The organism is Marivibrio halodurans (genome assembly GCF_017963645.1).
Taxonomy (GTDB): domain Bacteria; phylum Pseudomonadota; class Alphaproteobacteria; order UBA8366; family Aestuariispiraceae; genus Marivibrio; species Marivibrio halodurans.
Window position 1 is genome coordinate 82449 of sequence record NZ_JAGMWN010000003.1, and the last position, 22536, is coordinate 104984.

General features: G+C 65.2%; 24 protein-coding genes. 8 read left to right on the forward strand and 16 right to left on the reverse strand.

What is annotated here, in order from left to right; genetic code table 11:
* Nucleotides 1–3: 3 nt before the first annotated feature.
* Nucleotides 4–1296, reverse strand: coding sequence for an omega-aminotransferase AptA (gene aptA, locus KAJ83_RS07125; RefSeq protein ID WP_246484305.1), 1293 nt, complete (start codon nt 1294–1296; stop codon nt 4–6).
* Nucleotides 1297–1488: 192 nt separating this feature from the next.
* Here aptA and pdxR point away from each other — a divergent pair, with 192 nt between their 5' ends.
* Nucleotides 1489–2979 carry a MocR-like pyridoxine biosynthesis transcription factor PdxR gene (pdxR, locus tag KAJ83_RS07130; protein WP_281413105.1) on the forward strand — a complete coding sequence of 497 codons (1491 nt, stop codon included), beginning with the start codon at nt 1489–1491 and terminating at the stop codon, nt 2977–2979.
* A gap of 96 nt (nt 2980–3075) precedes the next feature.
* Here pdxR and KAJ83_RS07135 read toward each other — a convergent pair whose 3' ends face one another.
* From KAJ83_RS07135 to KAJ83_RS07185, 11 genes are all read right to left on the reverse strand, one after another.
* Entirely contained in the window at nt 3076–4110 is a 1035-nt protein-coding gene (locus KAJ83_RS07135) for an extracellular solute-binding protein (RefSeq protein ID WP_210681368.1), read from the reverse strand.
* 87 nt (nt 4111–4197) lie between these two features.
* Nucleotides 4198–5043: an ABC transporter permease gene (locus KAJ83_RS07140; protein ID WP_210681369.1), complete on the reverse strand. Its 846-nt coding sequence runs from the start codon at nt 5041–5043 to the stop codon at nt 4198–4200.
* Nucleotides 5036–5980, reverse strand: a complete 945-nt coding sequence (locus KAJ83_RS07145) for an ABC transporter permease (protein ID WP_210681370.1) — start codon at nt 5978–5980, stop codon at nt 5036–5038. The genes KAJ83_RS07140 and KAJ83_RS07145 overlap by 8 nt, the downstream gene beginning before the upstream one ends.
* A 12-nt stretch (nt 5981–5992) precedes the next feature.
* Complete coding sequence (locus KAJ83_RS07150) at nt 5993–7099, reverse strand: ABC transporter ATP-binding protein (protein ID WP_210681371.1); 1107 nt, start codon at nt 7097–7099, stop codon at nt 5993–5995.
* A gap of 138 nt (nt 7100–7237) precedes the next feature.
* A complete protein-coding gene (locus KAJ83_RS07155) occupies nt 7238–8473 on the reverse strand; it encodes an acetate/propionate family kinase (RefSeq protein ID WP_210681372.1) in 1236 nt (411 codons plus the stop codon).
* A gap of 146 nt (nt 8474–8619) precedes the next feature.
* Nucleotides 8620–9021, reverse strand: coding sequence for a CBS domain-containing protein (locus KAJ83_RS07160; RefSeq protein ID WP_210681373.1), 402 nt, complete (start codon nt 9019–9021; stop codon nt 8620–8622).
* A gap of 15 nt (nt 9022–9036) precedes the next feature.
* Entirely contained in the window at nt 9037–9672 is a 636-nt protein-coding gene (locus KAJ83_RS07165) for an HD-GYP domain-containing protein (RefSeq protein WP_210681374.1), read from the reverse strand.
* 345 nt (nt 9673–10017) lie between these two features.
* On the reverse strand, nt 10018–10719 hold the full coding sequence (locus tag KAJ83_RS07170) for an HD-GYP domain-containing protein (RefSeq protein ID WP_210681375.1): 702 nt from the start codon (nt 10717–10719) through the stop codon (nt 10018–10020).
* Nucleotides 10720–10923: 204 nt separating this feature from the next.
* Complete coding sequence (gene rpsI, locus KAJ83_RS07175) at nt 10924–11424, reverse strand: 30S ribosomal protein S9 (protein WP_210681376.1); 501 nt, start codon at nt 11422–11424, stop codon at nt 10924–10926.
* Between the two features lies 1 nt (nt 11425).
* On the reverse strand, nt 11426–11890 hold the full coding sequence (rplM, locus tag KAJ83_RS07180; RefSeq protein ID WP_210681377.1) for a 50S ribosomal protein L13: 465 nt from the start codon (nt 11888–11890) through the stop codon (nt 11426–11428).
* A 261-nt stretch (nt 11891–12151) separates the two neighbouring features.
* Nucleotides 12152–12589 carry a PaaI family thioesterase gene (locus KAJ83_RS07185; protein WP_210681378.1) on the reverse strand — a complete coding sequence of 146 codons (438 nt, stop codon included), beginning with the start codon at nt 12587–12589 and terminating at the stop codon, nt 12152–12154.
* Between the two features lie 187 nt (nt 12590–12776).
* Here KAJ83_RS07185 and KAJ83_RS07190 point away from each other — a divergent pair, with 187 nt between their 5' ends.
* Complete coding sequence (locus KAJ83_RS07190; protein WP_210681379.1) at nt 12777–13598, forward strand: enoyl-CoA hydratase; 822 nt, start codon at nt 12777–12779, stop codon at nt 13596–13598.
* 5 nt (nt 13599–13603) lie between these two features.
* Nucleotides 13604–14146 (forward strand): CoA-binding protein, encoded by a 543-nt coding sequence (locus tag KAJ83_RS07195; RefSeq protein WP_210681380.1) that lies wholly within the window; start codon nt 13604–13606, stop codon nt 14144–14146.
* Between the two features lie 12 nt (nt 14147–14158).
* Here the strand turns inward: KAJ83_RS07195 and KAJ83_RS07200 are convergent, their stop codons facing one another.
* A complete protein-coding gene (locus KAJ83_RS07200; RefSeq protein ID WP_210681381.1) occupies nt 14159–14422 on the reverse strand; it encodes a hypothetical protein in 264 nt (87 codons plus the stop codon).
* 62 nt (nt 14423–14484) lie between these two features.
* On the opposite strand from KAJ83_RS07200, the gene KAJ83_RS07205 reads away from it, so the two are divergent.
* The 3 genes from KAJ83_RS07205 to KAJ83_RS07215 all read left to right on the forward strand — a co-directional run bounded on the left by KAJ83_RS07205 (nt 14485) and on the right by KAJ83_RS07215 (nt 17737).
* A complete protein-coding gene (locus KAJ83_RS07205) occupies nt 14485–15426 on the forward strand; it encodes a lipid II:glycine glycyltransferase FemX (RefSeq protein ID WP_210681382.1) in 942 nt (313 codons plus the stop codon).
* Nucleotides 15427–15469: 43 nt separating this feature from the next.
* Nucleotides 15470–15886: a phosphoribosyl-AMP cyclohydrolase gene (gene hisI, locus KAJ83_RS07210; RefSeq protein ID WP_210681383.1), complete on the forward strand. Its 417-nt coding sequence runs from the start codon at nt 15470–15472 to the stop codon at nt 15884–15886.
* Nucleotides 15887–16042: 156 nt separating this feature from the next.
* Nucleotides 16043–17737, forward strand: coding sequence for a methyl-accepting chemotaxis protein (locus tag KAJ83_RS07215; RefSeq protein WP_210681384.1), 1695 nt, complete (start codon nt 16043–16045; stop codon nt 17735–17737).
* 155 nt (nt 17738–17892) lie between these two features.
* Here the strand turns inward: KAJ83_RS07215 and KAJ83_RS07220 are convergent, their stop codons facing one another.
* Both KAJ83_RS07220 and KAJ83_RS07225 read right to left on the reverse strand, forming a co-directional pair.
* Nucleotides 17893–18519, reverse strand: a complete 627-nt coding sequence (locus tag KAJ83_RS07220) for a LysE family translocator (RefSeq protein WP_210681385.1) — start codon at nt 18517–18519, stop codon at nt 17893–17895.
* Between the two features lie 33 nt (nt 18520–18552).
* Nucleotides 18553–19788, reverse strand: a complete 1236-nt coding sequence (locus tag KAJ83_RS07225; protein WP_210681386.1) for an MFS transporter — start codon at nt 19786–19788, stop codon at nt 18553–18555.
* 192 nt (nt 19789–19980) lie between these two features.
* Here KAJ83_RS07225 and sseA point away from each other — a divergent pair, with 192 nt between their 5' ends.
* Together sseA and KAJ83_RS07235 are read left to right on the forward strand one after the other, a co-directional pair.
* Nucleotides 19981–20853 (forward strand): 3-mercaptopyruvate sulfurtransferase, encoded by an 873-nt coding sequence (gene sseA, locus KAJ83_RS07230; RefSeq protein ID WP_210681387.1) that lies wholly within the window; start codon nt 19981–19983, stop codon nt 20851–20853.
* A 67-nt stretch (nt 20854–20920) separates the two neighbouring features.
* Nucleotides 20921–21964, forward strand: a complete 1044-nt coding sequence (locus tag KAJ83_RS07235) for a GNAT family acetyltransferase (RefSeq protein ID WP_210681388.1) — start codon at nt 20921–20923, stop codon at nt 21962–21964.
* A 31-nt stretch (nt 21965–21995) separates the two neighbouring features.
* Here KAJ83_RS07235 and KAJ83_RS07240 read toward each other — a convergent pair whose 3' ends face one another.
* Nucleotides 21996–22520: a flavin reductase family protein gene (locus tag KAJ83_RS07240; protein WP_246484306.1), complete on the reverse strand. Its 525-nt coding sequence runs from the start codon at nt 22518–22520 to the stop codon at nt 21996–21998.
* Nucleotides 22521–22536: the final 16 nt, after the last annotated feature.

Genomic DNA, 22536 nt, shown 5'->3' on the forward strand with positions numbered 1-22536 from the left:
GGATCAGTTCTCCGTCAGGCACTTGCGGATGACGGCGACCAAATCGTCGATCTGCGCCTCCTCGACGACCAACGGCGGGGCGACGATGCCGGCATTGCCGGTGAACTTCACATGCAGGCCGTTCTTGAAGAAGATCTTCTGCATGGCATTGCCGTCGCCCTTGATGTCGAAAGCCGACATCAGGCCGTAACCCCGAATATCGGTGATGGCGTCGATATCCTTCAGCCCCATCATCTTCTCCTCGAAATAGGGCGCCAGTTTCGCCGCCCGATCGAAGAGTCCCTCGCGCTCATAGATATCCATGGTCGCGATGCCGGCCGCGCAGGCCGCCGGATGGCCGGAATAGGTATAGCCGTGGAAGAACTCGATCGCGTCCTCCGGCGCGGCCTCGGTGATCGTCTCGTAAAGGCTGTCCTTGACCGCGACGGCGCCCATCGGCTGCGCGCCGTTGGTGATCGCCTTGGCCATGGTCATGATGTCCGGCGTCACGCCGAAGGCCTGAGCCGCGAAGGGCTTGCCGAGGCGACCGAAACCGGTGATCACCTCATCGAAGACAAGCAGGATGCCGTTGGCGTCGCAAATCTCGCGCAGCCGCTCCAGATAGCCCTTGGGCGGGACGAGGCAGCCGGTCGAGCCCGCGATCGGCTCGACGAAGCAGGCCGCGATGGTGGTACCGCCATAGGTGTCGACGGCGCGCTGCAGATCCTCCGCCAGATCGGCGCCATGCTCGCCCTGGCCCCACTGATAGCGATTCGCGTCCAGCCAGGTGTGGCGCATATGCACGACATTCGGCAGGACGGCCTGGAAGGTTTCCCGATTCTTCACCATGCCGGCGAGCGAGACGCCCCCCATGTTGACACCGTGATAGGCGCGCTCCCGGCTGACGAAACGCAGGCGCTGGCCGTCGCCCCGGGCGCGGTGATAGGCCATCGCCATCTTCAATGCCGTGTCGATCGATTCCGAACCGGAGTTGGTGAAGAAGACGTGGTTGATCTCGTCCGGCGTCAGACGCGTCACCTTCTGGGCCAGTTCGAAGCTCCAGGGATGGCCCATCTGGAAGGAGGGGGAATAGTCGCATTCATGCAACTGCTGGCTCACCGCCTCGGCGATCTCCTTGCGGCCATGACCGCAGGCGACATTGAAGAGCGAGGAGGAGCCGTCGATCAGCCGGCCGCCTTCGTGATTCCAGAGATAGACGCCCTCCGACTTCACGACCAGACGGGGACTTGCCTTGAAATCCCGGTTGGCGGTGAAGGGCATCCATAGATTCTCAAGCGAATTCGCCTCGTATTTCATCGGCTTACCCTACTATCCTCGTTCCTCGTGACGGGCCCTGACGCGCGACCCGCCGCCGTCCGCCCTTGTCACCGATCCATCCCTACCGTAGCGTCGAGATTGGCCCAACACTAGGGCCAGACGATCCATGTCGATCAGTCCAATAACAGGCCCCCGGAAGGTGGGGCGCGGTACGGGAGTTTCATAACGTCCATGCGAGACGCACTGTTCCATATAAGGCCGGATTCTCCGCTGAGCATTCAAGCCCAGATCCGGGAATTGATTGTTGATGCCGTCCTGTCCGGCCAGTTGCCGCCGGGCGATCCGCTCCCCAGTTGCCGGGCGATGGCGAAACGTCTGCGCGTCTCGCGCAATACGGTCGTCTATGCCTATCAACGGCTCGTCGACGACGGCTTCCTGGTGGCGCGGGAGCGCAGCGGCTTCTACGTCGCCGACGACGTGATGCAGGGCCGCGTGCAGCCCCCCGCGCGCGAGACGCCGATCAGCGAGATTCCCGCCGGCGATGCGCCGGATATGGAGCGGCGTTTCCGCATTCGCCCCTCGCGCCAACAGAATATCCGCAAGCCCAAGGATTGGCGCAGCCTGCCCTACCCCTTCATTTACGGGCAGACGGACACCACGCTGTTCCCGCTCGCCGAATGGCGCGATTGCAGCCGCCAGGTGCTCGGCCGCCGGATGTTCGACGAGGTCACCCACGATATGCTGGGCGAGGACGACCCGGTCCTGGTCGAGCAGATCCGCACCCATCTCCTGCCCCGGCGCGGGGTCACGGCCAGCGCGGGTGAGATTCTCATCACGCTGGGCGCGCAGAACGCACTCTATCTGCTGGCCAGCCTCTTCCTGCAACCCAGCGACACGGTCGTGATGGCCGACCCCGGCTATCCCGATTTCCGCAATCTGGCGCAGCTTCGCACCAACCGTTTGCGCACGCTGGCCGTCGACGCGGGCGGTCTGCCGGTCGACGGGCGGCTGGACGGGGCGGATTATATCTTCGTCACCCCCAGCCATCATTTTCCGACGACCGTCACCATGCCGCTGGCGCGGCGGCAGGCGCTGCTGGATTACGCGACCGAGCATGACTGCATCCTGATCGAGGATGATTACGAGCCGGAAGCGAACTATGTCGCGGAACCGACACCGGCCCTGAAATCGATGGATCGAGACGGGCGCGTGATCTATGTCGGCAGCCTCTCGAAGACGCTCTTTCCGGGCCTTCGGCTCGGCTATCTGGTGGCGAGCCGCCCGGTGGTGGACGAGTTGCGCGCGCTGCGCCGCCTGATGCTGCGCCATCCGCCGACGGAGGTGCAGCGGATCGCCGGCCTTTTCATCGCGCAAGGCCATCACGACACCTATGTGAAGCGGCTGGGCAAGACCTATAAGCGCCGCTGGCGGCTGATGAGCGAGGCGCTGGACCGTCACCTGCCCGGCACGTCGCAGGCGCCCGGTTTCGGCGGCACGAGCTTCTGGGTCGAGGGACCGGCGGAACTCGACGCCGACGCGCTCGCCGAACGGGCGTTGCACGAGGGGCTGGTACTGGAGCCCGGCAGCGTGAATTTCGCCGGCGATCGGCCACCGCGCAATTTCTTCCGCCTGGGCTTTTCCTCCATCGCGGACGAGAAGATCGAGCCGGGGATCGCCAAGCTCGCCGCCCTCATCGGGGAACAGCGCCGGCCGCCACGTTGAAACCCGCCGCCCGTTAATTAAGCGGTCGAATAAGAAGGAAGCCCGGCGCGGTTCCCCGCACCGGGCTCCAAATCGCTTCCCCCCGGGGGCGGCGACTTACTTCGTCAGTTCCGTCCAGATCGCGGTCCGCAGCTTCTGGACCTCCGGCGGGCATTCCTTGGTGAAGACACCGGCGTCCGCGAATTCCTCCGGCACGACGATCTCCGGCGCGGTCTTCATTTCCTCCGGCATGAACTCCTCCGAGCCCTTGATACCGTTGGCGTAGCGCGCGAACTCCGAGATCAGGGCCGCGTTCTCCGGCGCCATGATGAAGTTCTGGAAGAGCTTCGCGTTCTCCACGTTCTGCGCATCGGCGAGGACGGCCACGTTATCCATCCAGATCGGATAGCCGGTCGCCGGATAGCCATAGACGACGTTCGGATTCTCCAGGCGGGCACGGAAGGTGGAGCCGTTCCAGTTGACGCTCGCCATCAGGTCGCCCTTGGCCAGTTTCTCGGTGGTGCCGTAGTCCATGGCGATCCACTTCGGCTTGGCGGCCATCAGCAGGTCGCGCACTTCCTTCAGCACATCCATGTCGGCGGTGCATTGTTCGTCACCGACATAGAGCTCGGCGATGGTCATGACGTCGTTCATCTCCGGCACGACATTGACCTTGCCTTCCAGCTCCGCCGGCGGCTTCAGGAAGATCTCCGCCGTGTTCGGATCGCCGGAATAGGCGGTCGTGTTGACGGCGACGCCGGTCGTGCCCCATTGCCACGGAACGGTATAGTGCCGGCCCGGGTCGAACTCGACATCGACCCAGCGCTCCTCCATGTGCTTGAAATTCTCCATCTGGTCCGGGCGCGTCTCCATCAGCAGGCCGTCCTTGACATAGACCTGGATGTAGCTCGCCGACGGCACCACGATGTCGAAACCATGACCGCCCGCCTTGATCTTGGTGAGCGCGGTGGTGTTGCTGTCATAATCGGTCAGCGTGACCTCGACGTCGTATTCCTTCTCGAATTTCTCGATCAGGTCGGGGTTCGTGTAATTGCCCCAGTTGAAGATATTCAGCGTACCCTCGGCCAGTGCCTGGCCGCTGGTGGCGAGCAGAGCCGCCGTGGCGACGGCGCCGATCAACTTGGCTTTCATCGGTACTCTCCCTGTTTTGGTGTTGGCCCTATTCCGTGCACTCGATAATGGGTCGACCCTGCCCGCGCGATCCCCGTTCAGTATCGCTCACTCCTTCTTGCGGGTCAGGAAAAAGATGGCGGTGAGCAGCACCACCGTGATCGCCAGCAACGCGGTCGAAATCGCGTTGATTTCCGGCGTGATGGCCCGGCGAAGCTGGCCCAGCATATAGGTGGGCAGCGTGTCCTGCCCGGCCGCCTTCACCAATTCGGTGATGACCACGTCGTCGAGCGAGATGACGAAGGCCAGCATCGCGCCGGCCACGATGCCGGGCGCCATCAACGGCAGGGTGATACGGCGGAAGGCCTGAAACGGCGTGGCATAGAGATCGGCGGCGGCCGCCTCCAGCGTCTTATCCATCCCTTCCAGCCGCGCGCGGATCGGCAGATAGGCGAAGGGGATGCAGAAAGCCGTGTGCGCCGCGATCAGATAGGCCAGTCCGGTATAGCCCGTCGCCACCTTGATCATGGCGAAAAAGACGAGCAGCGCGACGCCGGTCACGATCTCCGGAACCATCAGGGGCTGGTTGATGATGACATAGATGAAGGTCTGGCCCTTGAACGCCTCCGTCCGGGTGGTGCCGAGCGCGGCCAGCGTCGCCAGCGTCGTCGCGATCGCGGAGGCGAAGCAGGCAACCACGAGCGAGCGGATGGTGACGTCCTTCACCAATTCGTTCCCCCAGGCGCTTTCATACCAGCGCCAGGAGAAGCCCTGCCAAACCGCGATGCTCTCGCCCGCGTTGAAGCTATAGAAGACCATGGGGAAAAGCGGCGCGTAGAGCGCGATGAAGCACAGCGCGGCCATGATCGTGAAGCCCGGCATCGTCTGAACGGAGAACCGCTTCGCCCGCCGTTCCCCGGCCCCGCCGACGCCCGTCGAAAGCGGATCAGCCATGACCGGCCCCTCCCTTCCCGACATTGCGCACATAGACGATCAGCGCCGCCATGACGACGAACAGCAAGGTAATGGAGAGCGCGGCGCCAAGCGGCCAGTTCCGGCCCGCGCCGAACTGCAACTCGATGAAGTTACCCATCATCATGTTGCGCCCGCCGCCCAAGAGGCGCGGCGTCACATAGGCGCCGAGCGAGGGGATGAAGACCAGGATCGAGCCCGCGATGACTCCCGGCTTCACCAGCGGGAAAATCACCTTGCGCAGAACCTGGAAGCGCGTGGCGTAAAGGTCGTATCCGGCCTCGACCAGCTTGAAATCGAGACGCTCCATCGAGGCGTAGAGCGGCAGCACCATCAGCGGCAAATAGACATAGGCCATGCCGACCAGCGTCGCACCGTCCGTGAAGAGCATCTGGATCGGTTGATCGATCAGGCCGAACTTCAACAGCACGGAATTGATCAGCCCCTCGTTCCGGATCAACTCCATGATCGCGAACGTGCGGATCAACAGATTGGTCCAGAAGGGAATGGTCACCAGGAAAAGCCAGAGCGGGCGCTGATCACGCGGCCGCGTCGCGATGAAATAGGCGGTCGGGAAGCCGAGCACGAGGGTCGAGAGCGTCGTCAACATCGACAGGCTGAGCGACCGCCAGAAGATGGTCAGATGGGCGTCCGCGAGGCTTACCGTCTGATCGAAGATATCGCGGCTGAAAAGAACCTGGAACCAAGCCTCCGTCGAGAAATCCCAGATCACGCCGACGTAATCGCCCGGCGTCAGGAAGCTGTACACCGCCATGATGAGGAGCGGCCCGCTCGCCGCGAAGGCGAGCCAGACCAGCGCCGGGGCCGAGAGCAGCCAATTGACGCGGACCCGCCGGCGCGCGGCCTCCGCCTCGGCCCTGCCCCCCGCGTCTTGCCGGATATCGTCCGTCCCCGTCATCGGATTCGGCCCTCAGTCCTTCAGCACCTGGACGGCGCGGGTCGGGATCGCGACCCGAACGGCACTGCCCTGCTCCGGCGCGCGCTCGCCGCGATCGTCGTTCTGGATGCGGGCGATGAAGCGCTCCCCGGAAGACAGGGTCATATGATAGTGCGTGTCCGTCCCGAAATAGACGACCGTCTCCACCCGGCCTTCCAGTACCGTCTCGCGCGCGCCCGGCTCGCCGTCGAGGAAGCGCGCCTGTTCCGGCCGGACGACGACGGTGACGGCCCCGCTCTCCGCCATGCCGTCTGGCAGTTCGGCTTCCGTTTCCATGCCGGCATCGAGGGCGAGGCGCGCGCGTCCCCCCGATACATCCTTGATGACAGCGCGCAGGAAGTTCGAATCGCCGATGAAATCGGCCACGAACCGCTCCGCCGGGCGATCGTAGATGTCGCGGGGACTGCCGACCTGAAGGATATTGCCGTCGCGCATCACCGCGACGCGGTCCGACATGGTCAACGCCTCTTCCTGATCGTGGGTGACAAAGATGAAAGTGATGCCGGTTTCATTCTGCAGACGCTTCAGTTCGAGCTGCATTTCCTTGCGCAGCTTGAAGTCGAGCGCCGACAGCGGCTCGTCGAGCAGCAGCACCTCCGGATGCGGGGCGAGCGCGCGGGCGAGCGCCACGCGCTGCTGCTGGCCGCCGGAAATCTGGCTGGTGCGGCGCTTCTTAAGCGCCTCCATCCGCACCAGCTTCAGCATGCGGTCGACAGTGTCCTCCACCTCGTCCTTCGGCTTACCCAGCATCTCCAGCCCGAAGCCGATGTTCTGGCCGACCGTCAGATGGGGAAAGAGCGCATAGCTCTGGAACACCGTGTTAACCGGCCGCCGGTTCGGCGGCAGGCCCGCGATGTCCTTGCCGTTGAGGAAAATCTGGCCGCGCGTCGGATGTTCGAACCCGGCGAGCAGGCGCAGCAGCGTGGTCTTGCCGCAGCCCGAGGGTCCGAGCAGCGTGAAGAATTCGTTCTGGCGAATGGAGACGGAAACGTCGTCCAAGGCGCGAACCTCCTGATCTCCGCTACCGAAGATCTTGGAGACCCCCACCACATCCACCGCGTTGTCCGCGGAGTCCGTCATCGGATCAGCCCGTGCTCCCCCTGTCGATCGCCGGCGCCTCCCCATGCGGCCGGCCGTCTCCCAAGGTCACCGTCCCCTATCGCTGGGAAAATTGTCGTTTCGGCGACCCGAGCATTAGGGCCGATTTGTGATCACATTTCAACTTTTTTCCAGAGCACCCTCCCGCAGCACCGTCCGGCAAGCCTCCGCGATCACCCATTGCTCATCCGTCGGCACGCGGTAAGCCGCCGGTCCGCCGCCGTCCCGGGTAATGCAGGGGCCGTGGCCCGCGTTCGCCGCAGGGTCCAGACGGAAACCCATCCAAGCAAGGCGTTCCAGCGCTTCCGCCCGAAGACCGACCGCGTTCTCGCCCACCCCCCCGGTGAAGACCAGCGCGTCGATTCCATCAAGCGCCGCGGCGGCCGAGGCGATCTCCTGCACCAGACGATCCAGATAGAGGTCGAGAGCCACGCGCGCGCCCGCCGTACCGCTTTCCATCAGGGATTTCATATCCGCGCTCTCGTCCGATACGCCGAGAAGCCCGCATTCGTCATAGAGAAGCCGTTCCAGGCGCGCCGCGTCCAGCCCTTCCTCCCGCATCAGGTGAAGCAGCGCGCCGGGATCGAGGCGCCCCGGCCGCGTCGCCATCATCAACCCGTCGAGCGGCGAGAACCCCATCGTCGTATAGACCCCGCGTCCCGCCCGTACCCCGGCGAGGCTGGCTCCCGCGCCGAGATGGGCGACGACCAGCCGCTCCGGCAGGCCGGTTCCCGTCATTCGTTCGAACCGGTCCACGATCGATTGATAGCTCAGCCCATGGAAGCCATAGCGCCGCAGCCCCGCCCGGTGGAAGCGATCCGGCACCGGCAGGCGGGTCCGCACCTCCGGCATGGCCGCGTGGAAGGCCGTATCGAAGCAACCGACCTGCGGCAATTCCGGCGCGAGGGTCGCCATCGCCTCGATGCCGGCGATATTGTGCGGTTGATGGCGCGGGGCGAGCGGGATGAAGGCGCGCAACCGCTCCAGCAACGCATCGTTCACGCGTTCCGGCGCGGCGAAGACGCCGCCGCCATGGACGATCCGGTGACCGGCGGCGGAAATCCCGGGTAGACGGCCCGCGTCCTGACCGGACAGCCAGCCGATGACCCGCGCCAGCGCCTCGCGATGACCGGCGGGGCCCAGCACCTCATCGACCTTGGCCGCGCCGTCGCCAAGCCGGGCGGCAAAGTGGGCGTCCCCGCCGGTGAGGCCGGCAACCTGCCCCTCGGCGGCGACCGACAGGTCGCTCGCGCGATAAAGCGCGAATTTGATCGAGCTAGATCCGGCATTGAGGACGAGCACCCCCTCCCCGGCCGTCACGCTTGCCCCCTTGCCGACCGGTCCATCATCGCTCACATCGTCCCCCTTGCTATCGTCTCTACGCCGCCATGGACGGTGACTTTATCCGGGGGCCAGGCCGCCGCGTAGGGCCAGCGGCCCGCTTCGATAGGCGGCAGGGACCCGGCGCCCGGGAAACAAGAAAGGGCAAACGAGCGACGCCTTCAGTCCTGGAAATCGAACGGCACGTCATCCTTGATGAAGGGAAGGAGCGCGCGGATGCTGAGCAGGCCGCGCAGCCGCTCCCCATCCACCACCGGCAAATGACGGATCTTGTGGCGGGCCATCATCTTGGCCGCGTCGCCGACGCTTCGCCCGGAATGGATCGTGATCGGCGCGTGCAGGATGACGTCCTCGATCCGCTGGTGCGAGTAGTCGACGCCGTGCCGCGCGATACCGCGCACGATGTCGCGCTCCGTCATCACGGCGGTCAGCTTCCCCTCCCCAGCGAGGATGAGGATCGAGCCGACACCATGCTTATCCATCAGCATCGCCGCCTCGATCACCTTCTTGTGGGACGAAAGCGAAACCGGCGTCAGAAGATCGATATCGGCGATCCGGGTCATCCACACATCCAATCGCTAGGACGGAAGCAGGGCCGGCGTCTCCAGATTGTTTTTGAACGCCTCGAAATAGCCCGGGTGAAAGAGTGCCGCGTTCTCCTCCATGATGGCAACGGCTTGCTCGCGGCTCATCCCCCGTCGATAGGGTCGATCGGCGCGGATGGCGTCGTAGACATCGCAGATATGCGTGATGTGAACGGAGGTTGGAATCTCCTCTCCGGCCAGCCCGAGAGGATAGCCGGAGCCGTCGTAATTCTCATGATGCAGCTCGATCATCGCCTCCGCCATGATCCGCAGCGCCGGAGAGAGGTGCCGGATGCACCGGAAGCCGAAGCTCGGATGCTGCTCGATCACCGCGCGCTCGTCCTTTGTCAGGGTGTCCGGCTTGTTCAGGATGTGCATCGGCACCTTCAGCTTGCCGATATCATGCAGGCAGGCGCACAACCCATAGGTCGCCGCCTCGCGGGCGGCGATACCGATGACCCCCGCGAGCGCCCGAACATGGACGCCGACCCGAACGCCGTGCTCGGCGCTCCACAATGAATGCAGGCGAAGCGCGTCATGCAGGGTCGCGACCACCGCGAGATCCTGTTTCGAAACCCCCGCGCGCCGCGCCAGGGTTCCAATGATCGAGTGACACAGTTCCTCCCCCATCGAGGCAATAGCGATGCCCACGCGCGGCGACGATGGCCGGGCGGCCGGGCGGGCGGCCAAGCGGTCGGCTGGGCAGTCGGTTGGGCAGTCGGCTGGGCGGCCGTCCGGTCGGTCGGGTTTCGGAGCGATGAACGTCTCGATCGCGGTGGCACTCCCATTTGCGCGCGAGGAAATCGATGGCCGCCACGATTAGACCCCGCGCCGCCCGGAGCAAGCACGCATTCGCCCGTGCTATTCCGTAGGGACATACCCGCATAGGAGGCGACGCTTCCAGGACGGTCGAACTATGTCGCGGGAAAACGGCAACACGGTCAGGCCCAGCCCCCCCAATCACGCATAGCCCGATCACGCGTAAACAGCGTTCGACGGCGCGACGTCCGCTTCGAAGGTACGTAGCACATCGGTCCTGAAGAAGGATTTGCGCTGTTTCAGAACCTCCATCGCGGCCCAGGCCGACATCCCCCTTCGATAGGGTCTATCGGCCCGTAACGCGTCGAAGAAGTCGCAGACACGCACAAACTGCGCAGAGTCCGGAAGCGCATCGCCCGACAGCCCATAAGGATAGCCGGACCCGTCATAATTCTCGTGATGCAGCGCGGTCACCGATTGCGCGATATGACGAATGCCGTGGCTCAACTCGTCGAGGCAGGAGAGCCCGTCGAGCGGGTGCTGCTCGACGATCGCCCGTTCATCCGCGCTCAAGCGACCCGGCTTATCCAGGATCGACCGCGATATATGGAGTTTTCCGATGTCGTGGAGACAAGCGCAGAGCCCGACCGCCCCCGCGTCGCGCCGCCCATGCCCCATCGATTCGGCAAGCACGCGGGCATGATGCCCGACGCGCACCGAATGTTCCGCGTTCCATTCGGAATAGAGCCGGAAAAGATTGTGGAGCGCCGATATCAGCGCGATATCCGAATGATGGGCGCCCGCCTGTTCGGCGAGGCCCGCGATGATCAGGTGACAGCGTTCCGGTCCAAGGATGCAGGCGCTACCTGTACCGCCTGTCCTTTCCGGGTCGGGATCGGATAATGTCGCCCCCACCATGGCAAAAACTCCAACGCAGCGCGTCCGCCCCTCTATCCTCTCGATAGTTAAGCATCACCGCCACGCAGGTCAATCGTGGTAGTTGTACTCCCCTCTCCCCACCCTTAATTCATCCCGGCTTTTCCGACCCCGGCCCGGGATATGGACACGAAAAAGGGGTTGGGCACGGGCCCAACCCCTTCCCCGAACCGATTGGCCCAGGCCTTAGCGCTTCGAGAACTGGAAGCTGCGGCGGGCCTTGGCGCGGCCGTACTTCTTACGCTCGACCTTACGGTCGTCGCGGGTCAGGAAGCCGGCCGGCTTCAGGCTGGCGCGCAACGCCGGCTCGTAAGCGACGAGGGCGCGGCTGATCCCGTGACGCACGGCACCCGCCTGGCCCGAGAGACCGCCACCGGAGACGGTGCACAGCACGTCGAACTGGTCCGCGCGCGAGGCCGTCTCGAAGGGCTGACGCACGATCATCTGCAGGGTCGGCCGGGCGAAATACTGGCCGAGTTCCTTGCCGTTGACCGTCATCTTGCCGGAGCCCGGCTTGATCCAGACACGGGCGATCGCGTTCTTGCGCCGGCCGGTGCCGTAGGAGCGGCCATGCTCGTCGATCTTGGGCTCGTAAGTGGGCGCGGCCTCGGCCCCGGCGGCCGGCGTGCCGCTCACGGCATCGCCCAGCTGCGACAGATCATTCAGGGTCTGCTGTTCGTCCGCCATCTCAGAAGCTCCGCTTGTTCTTGGCGTTGCGCGCGCCGATGTCGAGCTTTTCGGGCTGCTGCGCTTCATGCGGATGCTCCGCGCCGGCGTAGATCCGCAGGTTCTTCATCTGCTGGCGCCCGAGCGGCCCGCGGGAAATCATCCGTTCCACCGCCTTCTCGATCACCCGCTCCGGGAACTGGCCGTCGAGGACTTGCTCGGCGGTGCGGCTCTTGATGCCGCCCGGATAACCGGTGTGCCAGTAGTAGGTCTTGTCCGTGCGCTTACGGCCCGTCAGGCGCACCTTCTCCGCATTGACCACGACGACATTGTCGCCGCAATCGATATGCGGGGTGAAGCCGGCCTTGTGCTTGCCGCGCAGGATCTTGGCGATCTCGGCGGCCATGCGGCCGAGCACCAGATCTTCGGCGTCGACGAGGTACCATTTCTTATCGACCTCGGACGCCTTCATGGAATAGGTCTTCATCGCCCGTTCCCGTGTCCCATTGTTTGACTGCAAAGGACGGCACGCCAAGGGCCATGCCGTCCGACCGGGGCGGGTTATACGGACGGGCGCGCAGCCGGTCAATTCATTTCTTCGACCGAAATTCGATAATTTCTTATTAATTTCAATGTTTTATGTTTGCGGTATTATTTTACCGCGATAATAACCTTCTGAAACACGGCAAAAAAATGCGCCTCGCCGAAAGAACACCATAGCCACTTGATATGGCTAGAAAATTCCGACTTACCGGGACGGATCGGGCGGTATGGAATAGGTCCCGGTGACATGCGCGACCGGTGTTTCGGCGGGATCGGAGGCCCCGAAAATCGTGACTTCCCCGACACATAGCCGCCGTCCGTTCTTCAGCAGGCGCGCCTGGCCGATCAGGTCGTCCCCCTTCCCCGGCTTGGTCAGGAAATGGATCGTCATGTCGGTCGTGACCGCCAGCGGGACGGGCCCGATCCGTGCCATCACCGCGATCCACAGCGTGAAATCGGCGAGCGCGAACATCGCCGGCCCGCTGATCGTCCCGCCGGGCCGGATGGAGACATCGGAATAGGGCAAGCGGCAACGGGCGGTCGCTTCCCCGATTTCCTCCACCACGAAACCATGCATGTCGGCGAAGGGCGCCTCCTCGGCCAGGATGCGGTCCAGGGCGGCACGGGTCAGTTTGGCGGGCATTGGGGGTCCTCCGATACGGGAAAGCCGCGCCGGACGCGGGCGGCCGGATTTTGGCGCCCCCGGGGAATGGGTGCAAATCATTCACGAACGCGACCGTGGTGAGTGTCTCCTTACTCCCCCGTCTCGACGTGGGAGATAGCGAACACTAGAGTGAGCGGCAGTCCCGTAATCCGAAGGAAGCCCCTCCATGAGCGCGACCGCCGACACCTCCACCCCCCCGGACACCGCCGAGCCCCTGCTGCTGCGCCGGGACGGCGCCGGCGTGGCGCGCCTGACCCTCAACCGGCCGAAGGCGTATAACGCCCTCTCGGTCGCGCTGATGGAGGCCGTGCTGGCCGAGTTGCAGGCGATCGACCGTGACCCCGCCATCAAGGTTCTGGTGATCGAGGGGGCGGGCAAGGGATTCTGCGCCGGCCACGACCTGCGGGAATTGAAGGACGACCCCTCGACCACCTTCCGGGAGCGAACGTTCGATCTCTGCTCGCGCATGATGCAGGCCGTCGTCGGCCTGCGCCAGCCAACGATCGCGAAGGTGCATGGGATCGCGACGGCGGCCGGTTGCCAGTTGGTCGCCAGTTGCGATTTGGCCGTGGCGGCGGCCGATGCGCGGTTCGGCACGCCGGGGGTCAATATCGGCCTGTTCTGCTCGACGCCGATGGTGGCGCTCAGCCGCGCGGTGCCGCGCAAGCAGGCGATGGAGATGCTTTTGACCGGCGACATGATTCCCGCCGACCGGGCGCTGGCTCACGGCCTCGTCAATCGCGTGGTGCCGGGCGACGCGGCGGCGCTTGAGGAGGAAACCGCGACGCTCGCCGCCAAGGTGGCGGACAAATCCTCCAAGGTCCTCAAGACCGGCAAGGAAGCTTTCTATCGTCAGATCGAGATGCCGCTGGCCGAGGCCTATGACTACACCGCCGGCGTGATGGTGGAGAATATGGGCTATCGCGACGCGGATGAGGGGATCGGCGCCTTCCTTGAGAAACGCAAACCCGTCTGGACGGGGGAATGACCGGGATGGCCGATACGCTCGCCTCCGCTTCCGGTCCCGCCATTACCTCCGATGATGTCGATCACGCCGCCGACCGCTATGCCGACGCCTATATCCGCGACATCCTGCGCGATACGCGGGTGATCGCCATGGTCGGTGCCAGCACCAATTGGAACCGGCCCAGCTATTTCGCGATGAAATATCTGCAGCAGAAGGGCTATCGCGTGATCCCGGTCAATCCGAGGGCCGCCGGGGAAACCCTTCTGGGGGAGACGGTCGTCGGCGACCTCGCCGGCCTGGAAGATCCGGTGGACATGGTCGATATCTTCCGCAATTCCGAGGCCGCCGGCGGGATCGTGGATCAGGCGCTCGCCCTCGATCCGCGGCCGAAGGTGATCTGGATGCAGCTCGGCGTCGTCAATCACGAGGCGGCGGCGCGGGCGGAGGCCGCCGGCGTGCGCGTGGTGATGAATCGCTGTCCGAAGATCGAATATGCCCGCCTGTCGGGCGAGCTTGGCTGGAATGGCATCAACAGCCGGGTGATCACCGCGAAGAAACGCGCGATCTGACATCGTCTCCGTCTAGATCAGGCACAGAATGCCGTAGCAGCGGGCGAACCCGAAATGGAACACGGCCCACAGCAGGATATCCAACAACAGACACCCGCCCAGGAACCAGGCGATCGTGCGCTTGGTCAGGCGCGGGGCGCGGCGTTTTGCGCGCGCCCGTCCGCCGTCCTGCCGGTTGCCGTCCTGCCGGTTGCCTTCTTGCCGGTCGCCCCCTTGCCGGTCGCCCCCTTGCCGGTCGCTCGGATCGGCCGCGGCTCGGCGCTTGCTCTCTCCCATGCCGGCAGTCACCCCCTTCGCCCGCGCACCCCTCGCCGCCCATGCGGGGACGGCGCCCCCCGATGACCGAGATCAGCCTCGATTGGGACCGGCCAACCGCCATGGGTCAAGAGGGTTGGCAGGCACTGCTCGCCCACTGCCCCCGCGCCAACGCCTTCCAGAGCTGGAGTTGGGGAGCCGCCACCGCCGTCACCCACGGGCACAGGAACCGCCGGGCCGTGATCCTGGCGGACGGGCGGCCGATCGGCCTCTTGCAGTTGAGCGAGCGGCGTTGGCTCGGCGCCCTCACCTTCGCGCAATTGATCCGGGGGCCGCTCTTCATCAGCGGCGCGGCGACGGCGATCGCCACCCCCTTCGTGCTGCGCGCGTTGCGGCGGATGTATAGACCCAGCCGGGGACGGGTCCTTGCGCTGACGCCGGAATTGGATGACGGGCCGCTTGCCGATCGCTATCTGCGCGAGGCGGGCTTCATCCATGTGAAGACGGGATACAGCTCCGCCTGGCTCGACATCGCGCCCAACGCGCGGTTGCTGCGCCGGGGACTACGCGGCAATTTTCGAAACCAGCTCAGCCGGGCGGAGGAAGCCCCCCTCACCATCGAGGAAGGCGACGACGCGGTCCGCGATTGGCTGATCGCCCGCCATGCCGAGCACCGCCATGGCGGCCGTTATGGCGGACCGGCGCCGGCGCTGCTGCGCGCCGTGCCGCTGGAGGAAATGCGCGTCCTGATCGCCCGGGCGGAGGGGATGGACACGCCGGTCGCCGGCACCCTGTTCCTGCGCCACGGGGCGAGCGCGACCTACGAGGTCGGCTGGACATCGGAGGCCGGGCGCGCGCATCACGCCCATAACCTGCTGCTCTGGCGCGGCATTCTCATGCTCAAGCGGGACGGAATTCGGCGCCTCGACCTCGGCGGGCTGGACGAGGTCGAGGCCGGCGGCGCCGCGCATTTCAAGCACGGTCTGGGGGGCGAGCCTTTCACCCTCGCCGGCACCTACGTATAAACGGGACTTCGACAGGTTTCGCTTCTTCGAAAGGCCCGACCCGATGACCCGCCCCTTCACCGATCCCGATACCCTCGACCGCGCGACGCTGGAAACGGGAGACCGTTTCGCGCCACGGTTCGATACGGAAGGGTTGATCCCGGCGATCGCCCAGGACGCGGAGAGCGGAGAGGTGTTGATGCTGGCCTATATGAACGCGGCCGCGCTCGCCGCGACGCTGCGCACGGGCGAGGCGCATTACTGGTCCCGTTCGCGCGGGGAACTCTGGCACAAGGGCGCGACCAGCGGTCAGACCCAGAGCGTGGTCGAACTGCGCACCGACTGCGACCAGGACACGATCCTGATGAAGGTCCACGCCAACGGCGATGGCGGGTGCTGTCATGTCGGCTATCGCAATTGCTTCTATCGGCGGGCGGAGGATGAAACGCGTCTCGCCGCCCCCGATGTCCCGAAGCCGTGATCATGCACCGGCATCAATGGGATGGACCTTTCGGCCCAATTCCGTCCGACCGTTAACCCTTTTTGAGTAAGTTCATGACACTCTGACGCGATCAAGGCGCGTATGGTGCGGGAAAAACACGCGTCGACGGCCGGTCGAACAAATCGGGGAATGGTCATGAACGGGCTTTTCGGCGGCACTAAGCGTGACAATCAGGATGAGCATGTCGCCGAGTTGGAGGCCCGGCTTACCGCGATTGGACGATCGCAGGCGATTATCGAATTCGAACCCGACGGCACGATCCTCGATGCCAACCCGTCCTTCCTGGAGCTGATGGGCTACCGTCTGGAGGAAATCCAAGGTCGACACCATCGCATGTTCGTCGATCCCGAGGAGCAGGAGAGCGCGGACTACGCCGATTTCTGGTCCCGGCTGGCGCGCGGCGAAACGCAGGCACGCATCTTCAAGCGTCTCGCGAAATCCGGCGCGGAGGTATGGATCCAGGCTTCCTATAACCCCGTTCTCGACGCCGACGGACACACGGTTCGGGTCATGAAGCTCGCCACCGACATCACCGAGCAGACACGCCGCGAGGCCGACCGCGCCGGCCAGATCGCAGCGATTTCCCGCAGTCAGGCCGTCATCGAGTTCGAGCCGAACGGCACGATCATCACGGCCAACGAAAATTTCCTCAAGACGATGGGCTATGACCTGGGGGAAATTCGCGGCAAGCATCACAGCCTGTTCGTCGACGAGGCGACCCGCCGATCGAACGATTACAAGGCCTTTTGGGCGGCGCTCTCTCGGGGGGACTATCACGCGGGGGAATTCCGGCGGGTCGGCAAGGGCGGCCGGGAAATCTGGATTCAGGCGTCCTATAATCCGATCTTCGATGCGGCCGGCCGCCTCTACAAGGTCGTCAAATATGCGAGCGACGTGACCGAACGGAAACGGCGCGACGCCGATTTCGCCGGCCAGATCGACGCCATCAGCAAATCCCAAGCCGTCATTCAATTCGAACTGGACGGCACGATCATCGACGCGAACGAGAATTTCCTCGCCGCCACGGGCTATCGGCTGGACGAGGTGAAAGGCCAGCACCACCGCATATTCATGGAACCGGCCCAGGCCGGCACCGCCGACTACCGCGCGTTCTGGGAGAGCCTGGGGCGCGGCGAATTCCACTCCGGCGAGTTCAAGCGCATCGGCAAGGACGGAAACCCCATTTGGATCGTCGCGACCTACAATCCGATCCGCGACATGAGCGGAAACCCCGTCAAGGTCGTGAAATACGCGACCGACGTGACGGATCAGGTGCGCGCGCGCCGACGCATTTCCGAGCTTCTGGATTCCATGGCCGCAGGATCGGACGAATTGAGCCAGTCCGTCCTGGAAATCACGCAGAGCATGTCGCAATCCAAGCAAACCACCAGCAAGGCCTTCACGCTGGTCGTCGACGCCGATAAGTCCGCCCACACCTTGGCGGAAGCGGCGGAGGCCATGACCTCAGTGGTCGATATGATCGACAGGATCACCTATCAGATCAACCTTCTGGCGCTGAACGCGACGATCGAATCAGCACGTGCCGGGGCGGCCGGAAAGGGCTTCACCGTCGTCGCGACGGAGGTAAAGAACCTTGCCTCCCAGGCGAAGGAAGCGACGGAGAAGATCATGGCGCATGTCGGCGGCATGCGGTCGGCCTCCGACAATGTCGTGAGCAGTCTCGCGGATATCCGGCGCGCGATGGATGCGGTTCACGACTATGTCAATTCCACCACGCATGCGGTCGAGGAGCAGAGCACGGTCTGCAACGACATGGCCAGGAACATGCAAAGCGTGGCCTACGAGGCATCGAACCTCAGCGCGCATTGACCCAAAGGCGCGTTAGAGCCTGATGATATGATATGGCCCCATCCGAGACGCCGCTTTCGGTTTTCCGGCTAGGAGCGCCGCGCGCGCCCTCTCCCCATGGGGCCGTGGGCCGGAAACCCGGAAAACGATCTCGGACGGGTCCATATCATCATGCTCTAGTGCAGCCGCGTCGTCAGGATCTTGAGGCCGGCCGCGGCGAAGGCGAGCGCGAATACCGCCTCGAACCACCGGCGCAGGCGCAGATAAAGCCCCGCGACGCGGGCGCTGGAGAACAGCAGCGCGTAGCCGTGGAAGATCACGCAACTCTGCAACCCCACCGCCAGGATGACGGTCACGAGGGTCGCGGGTGACGCCCCGGCGGGCACACCGACGGCGTAGAGCGCCCCGAAGAAAAGGATCGCCTTCGGGTTGGTGAGGTGCAGCAACACCCCCCGGCCATAGAGCGCGGGACGCGACGGCGCCCGGATCGCGCGGGTGGCGAGCGCGCCGTCCCCCAGCGCCGCGCGCGCCGACTTCACCGCCAGGAACAACAGATAGAGCGCCCCGGCATAGCGCAGGATCTCCAACATCCAGGCATTGGCGAGCATGACCGCCCCGAAGCCGAGCGCCGCGACGCAGGACCAGATCAGCGATCCCGTCATGATCCCGGCCGCGAGGGCCAATCCGGCGGCCCGTCCAGCGGCCATCGACGTCCCCGCGAGGGCGAGGGTCGCGGGGCCCGGGCTCGCCGACGCGATAAGAGCCGCCCCCAGGATCAACGAAAGATCGACGCCCTCCACCATGTCCCTCGTCTATTCCGCCGTCTATTCCGCCGTCTATTCCGCCGGCGCGCCGGCGGCGGCCGCGTCGCGTGCCCGCGCGTCGCGCGGCAACAGCAGCACGACCAGCACGGCGACGGCGGCCAATCCCGCGAGGCCGGTCAACAGGGCCGAGAAATCGCCGGTCATCTCGCGCCCGTACTTGATCAGCAACACACCGATCGGCCCCGCCCCGAAGGCGAGCACGAACTTGATCCCGAAGGCCAGCCCCTGATGCTTCGCCGGGGCGAAGCGGGCGAGCATCATGTTCTCCGCCGGAAGGGCGGAGGTGTTGACCACCACGAGTCCGATCGCCGCCAGGAACAGCGCGCCCTCCCCGAAAAGGGCCATGGCCAGCAACAGCGGCGCCATAAGCAGCCAGCCGAGGAAGTAGACGAGCTTCAGGGAATAGCGATCGGCGAGCCGCCCGCCGACGAGTTGCATCAGCGCGCCGGCCGTATAGACCGCGCCGACGGCGAAGCCGATGCGCGAGATATCGCCGCCGAGCCAGCCCAGCATGTTCTCCTCGAACAGCTTCGGCATGGCGGTCTGGGTGGTATTGTAGATCAGCCCGATCGCGAACATCGGAAACAGCAATGCCAGGAAGGCGGCGAGCCGCCCGCGCCCGTCGCGCCCGCCGACGGCCTCCCCCGCCGCGGCCGTGCCGTCCACGACCCGGCCGCGCATGATGCACCAGACAAGCGCGATGCCGACCACGACGCACAGCGTCCCCGGCACCATGAAGGCCATGCGCCAGCCGACGAGGTCGATCAGCACGCCCGTCAAGGCACCGGCCGCCGCCGCACCGAGGCCGCCGAAGATGCCGTTCACGGCCAGTTTCTGCCCCGTCGCGCCGGCCGAGGTCTTGATCAGCCAAGGAATGCCAACCGGGTGATATATCGCGCCGAACAGCCCGATCGCCGCCAGCATCACGCCCAGCATCACCGTATCCGGCGCGAAACCGGCGGCCGCCGTCGCGACCCCCATGCCGAGGAACATTATGGCCAGCATGCCGGGCGCGCTCCACATATCCGCGAGGCGGCCGGCCGGCAGCGCCGCCAGGCCGATCAGCGCGGAGGCCGGCGTCCACAGGGCGATCAGCGTCTCGTAGTCGCTCGCCGTCCAGTCCTTCGCGATCGCCAGAACGATGGTGAAGTACATCGCCGCGAAATAATGGAAGAGGAAATGGCCGACGGCGCTGAAGCCGAGCGCGAGGCGCCCGGAGCCGCGCGCTTCCGACGCGGGCCCGGTCATCGAAGAGGATCGTTCCGAAGGGGGTATATGGCTCATGACGATGGCTAGAGTGCGCCCGCCGACCCAGCTTGGCAATCGCCACTATCGCGCACGCAGTGGGGCCATAGGGCGTCATCGGGGCTGGCCGTTCCGAAGGCGGGCGGGTTAGACTTGCACCGTATCAACAAGGTTTTGCGGGAGAGCAACCGACCCATGACGACATTCCCCCTCGTCTCCCCCGATTGGCTTAAATCCGCGCTCGACGATCCGTCGGTCGTGATTCTCGATGCGACCTATCATCTGCCGACGATGGGCCGCGATGCGCGAAGCGAGTTCGAGGCGGAGCGGATTCCGGGTGCGCGTTTCTTCGACATCGACGAGATCAAGGATTCGAACGATCCCCTGCCTCACATGATCCCGGACGCGGAAACCTTCCGCCGCGCGGCCGAGGCCCTCGGCGTCACCGACGATAGTACCGTCGTCTGCTATGACAGCTACGGTCTATTGTCCGCCGCGCGGGCTTGGTGGATGTTCCGGCTGTTCGGCTTCGACCGGGTTTCGGTACTGGACGGCGGTCTGAAACATTGGAAGGCCTGCGGCTATCCGACCGAAAGCGGCCCGGCGCCGGACGCTCCGACGGGTGCGCTTTCCGTGCACTTCCGCCCGGAACTGGTCCGCCGGGTGGACGATATGCTGGACAATCTGAAGGAGGGGCCGGGGTCCGCCTTCACCGTCCTCGACGCACGCTCGGCCGGGCGTTTCGCCGGCACGGAGCCGGAGCCACGGGCCGAGTTGCGCGCCGGCCACATCCCGAACTCGCTCAGCCTGCCCTCCGCCCAATTGACCGACCCGGAGACGGGGCGGGTCAAGACGGTCCAGCAACTCCAGACCCTCTACGAGGCGGCGGGCATCGAACTCGGCCGCGACCGGGTGGTGACCAGTTGCGGGTCGGGGGTTACCGCCTGCGCGCTGGCATTCGGACTGTTCCTGCTGGGCGACACGAACGTGGCCGTCTATGACGGCAGTTGGTCCGAATGGGGCGCGCGCGACGACACCCCGGTCGAAACAGGCGTGCCCGGCGGCTAACGCCGCGCCTTCCTTCCCCTTTCCGGCAGTTTCGAACGACCGGCAGTTCCGAACGAAAGGTCCGTCCATGCGTATCCGCCCCTTCGAGCCCGCGGACAAGGAGCCGGTGATCGCCCTTTGGCACGCCTGCGGGCTGACGCGCCCCTGGAACGACCCGGCAGCGGATATCGACCTGGCGCGCGCGACCGCCGGAACCGCCCTGCTGGTCGCGCTGGACGAGGAAAGTGGCGCCGTGATCGGCAGCGCCATGACGGGCTTCGACGGCCATCGCGGCTGGCTCTACTACCTAGCCGCCGACCCGGCCCGGCGCGGCGAAGGGGTCGGCCGCGCCCTGACGGAGGCCTGCGAGGCGCATCTGCTCGATCTCGGCTGCCCGAAGGTCGAATTGATCGTCCGGCTGGAGAATACGGCCGTGCAGAGCTTCTACGAGGCGATCGGCTATCGCGAGGAGCGGCGGCGCCTCTACAGTAAATGGCTGATCGACCCGCCGAGCGTCCAGGACGAGCCGTCGGCGCGCGCGCTTCCGACGATCGACGTCACCATCACATGGCTGGAGATGCTGGAACCGCCGAGGCGTCCGGCGCGCCCCGTGCCGATGGCGGACAAGCCGGTCAACGTCATTCGGCTGATCGATCCGCCCGTGGATTACTATCGCTTCATCCACCATACGGTGGGCGATCCCTGGCTCTGGTGGACGCGCCGTGCCATGAGCAACGAGGAATTGGCCGACATCATCAAGGACGAAGCGGTGGAGATTTATCTGCTGCAACTCGGCGGCGCGCCGGCGGGCTTCATCGAACTCGACTTCCGCCGAACCCCCGATGTCGCGAACATCAATTTCTTCGGCCTCATGCCGTGGTGCATCGGGCGGGGCTTTGGCCCCTATCTGCTCGACTGGGGCATACGCTGCGCGTGGGAACGCGACCCGGCGCCGCGCCGCCTGACCCTCGACACCTGCACGCACGACCACCCCAAGGCGCTGGCCGGTTATCAAAAGGCGGGATTCCAGGTCTATGACCGCACGTCGGAGACGATCCCCGACCCCCGCGCGCGCGGCTTCATTCCGCCGGAAACGGAGGTAATGTCGAACGTTCCCCCCTATCCGGCCTGATACGTCGCATCGCCGGGCGCGGGCGCGCTATTCATGCGCCGTCGGCGAAACGTCCATAGGCCCCGCGGAAATATGTGAGCGGCCGCCCATCCGCGCGGCCGAGATCGATGCGCGCGACCCGACCGACCAGGATGACATGGTCGCCGCCGTCATAACGATGCTCGATCTCGCAGACGATACGTGCCAGAACATCGTCCAACAGCGGCAGACCATCCGGATCGACCCGGTGGCGCACGCCCGCGAACTTGTCCGGCACCCCCGCCATGGCGAAATGCGTGGAGAGTTCGGCCTGATCTTCCCCCAACACATTGACGGCGAAGCGGCCGGCTTCGGTGAAGCCATGGAAACTGCCGGCCTTGCGATCGAGACAGAAGAGCACGAGCGGCGGGTCGAGCGAGACCGACGTGAAGCTGTTGACCGTCAGCCCCTCCTTATGGCCGTCGGCGCCAAGCGTCGTCACCACGGCGACACCGGTGGCATATCGCCCGCAGGCGGCCTTGAATGCCGCCTCGGTGATGCCCTCGTCGGTCAGGCTGTCGGTCATACCCTCCGCCATATCGGCCTTTCCAGAC

Excerpts from the sequence above, each read along its gene's own strand:
- KAJ83_RS07235 (WP_210681388.1), top strand. The coding sequence starts at position 20,921 with ATGCGTATCCGCCCCTTCGAGCCCGCGGACAAGGAGCCGGTGATCGCC.
- KAJ83_RS07165 (WP_210681374.1), bottom strand. The coding sequence starts at position 9,672 with ATGGGGGAGGAACTGTGTCACTCGATCATTGGAACCCTGGCGCGGCGC.
- KAJ83_RS07200 (WP_210681381.1), bottom strand. The coding sequence starts at position 14,422 with ATGGGAGAGAGCAAGCGCCGAGCCGCGGCCGATCCGAGCGACCGGCAA.
- KAJ83_RS07225 (WP_210681386.1), bottom strand. The coding sequence starts at position 19,788 with ATGACCGGGCCCGCGTCGGAAGCGCGCGGCTCCGGGCGCCTCGCGCTC.
- rplM (WP_210681377.1), bottom strand. The coding sequence starts at position 11,890 with ATGAAGACCTATTCCATGAAGGCGTCCGAGGTCGATAAGAAATGGTAC.
- KAJ83_RS07215 (WP_210681384.1), top strand. The coding sequence starts at position 16,043 with ATGAACGGGCTTTTCGGCGGCACTAAGCGTGACAATCAGGATGAGCAT.
- pdxR (WP_281413105.1), top strand. The coding sequence starts at position 1,489 with ATGCGAGACGCACTGTTCCATATAAGGCCGGATTCTCCGCTGAGCATT.
- KAJ83_RS07160 (WP_210681373.1), bottom strand. The coding sequence starts at position 9,021 with ATGACCCGGATCGCCGATATCGATCTTCTGACGCCGGTTTCGCTTTCG.
- KAJ83_RS07195 (WP_210681380.1), top strand. The coding sequence starts at position 13,604 with ATGGCCGATACGCTCGCCTCCGCTTCCGGTCCCGCCATTACCTCCGAT.
- KAJ83_RS07145 (WP_210681370.1), bottom strand. The coding sequence starts at position 5,980 with ATGACGGGGACGGACGATATCCGGCAAGACGCGGGGGGCAGGGCCGAG.
- KAJ83_RS07135 (WP_210681368.1), bottom strand. The coding sequence starts at position 4,110 with ATGAAAGCCAAGTTGATCGGCGCCGTCGCCACGGCGGCTCTGCTCGCC.
- KAJ83_RS07150 (WP_210681371.1), bottom strand. The coding sequence starts at position 7,099 with ATGACGGACTCCGCGGACAACGCGGTGGATGTGGTGGGGGTCTCCAAG.
- KAJ83_RS07240 (WP_246484306.1), bottom strand. The coding sequence starts at position 22,520 with ATGGCGGAGGGTATGACCGACAGCCTGACCGACGAGGGCATCACCGAG.
- rpsI (WP_210681376.1), bottom strand. The coding sequence starts at position 11,424 with ATGGCGGACGAACAGCAGACCCTGAATGATCTGTCGCAGCTGGGCGAT.
- KAJ83_RS07170 (WP_210681375.1), bottom strand. The coding sequence starts at position 10,719 with ATGGTGGGGGCGACATTATCCGATCCCGACCCGGAAAGGACAGGCGGT.
- KAJ83_RS07190 (WP_210681379.1), top strand. The coding sequence starts at position 12,777 with ATGAGCGCGACCGCCGACACCTCCACCCCCCCGGACACCGCCGAGCCC.
- hisI (WP_210681383.1), top strand. The coding sequence starts at position 15,470 with ATGACCCGCCCCTTCACCGATCCCGATACCCTCGACCGCGCGACGCTG.
- KAJ83_RS07205 (WP_210681382.1), top strand. The coding sequence starts at position 14,485 with ATGACCGAGATCAGCCTCGATTGGGACCGGCCAACCGCCATGGGTCAA.
- sseA (WP_210681387.1), top strand. The coding sequence starts at position 19,981 with ATGACGACATTCCCCCTCGTCTCCCCCGATTGGCTTAAATCCGCGCTC.
- KAJ83_RS07185 (WP_210681378.1), bottom strand. The coding sequence starts at position 12,589 with ATGCCCGCCAAACTGACCCGTGCCGCCCTGGACCGCATCCTGGCCGAG.
- KAJ83_RS07140 (WP_210681369.1), bottom strand. The coding sequence starts at position 5,043 with ATGGCTGATCCGCTTTCGACGGGCGTCGGCGGGGCCGGGGAACGGCGG.
- aptA (WP_246484305.1), bottom strand. The coding sequence starts at position 1,296 with ATGAAATACGAGGCGAATTCGCTTGAGAATCTATGGATGCCCTTCACC.
- KAJ83_RS07220 (WP_210681385.1), bottom strand. The coding sequence starts at position 18,519 with ATGGTGGAGGGCGTCGATCTTTCGTTGATCCTGGGGGCGGCTCTTATC.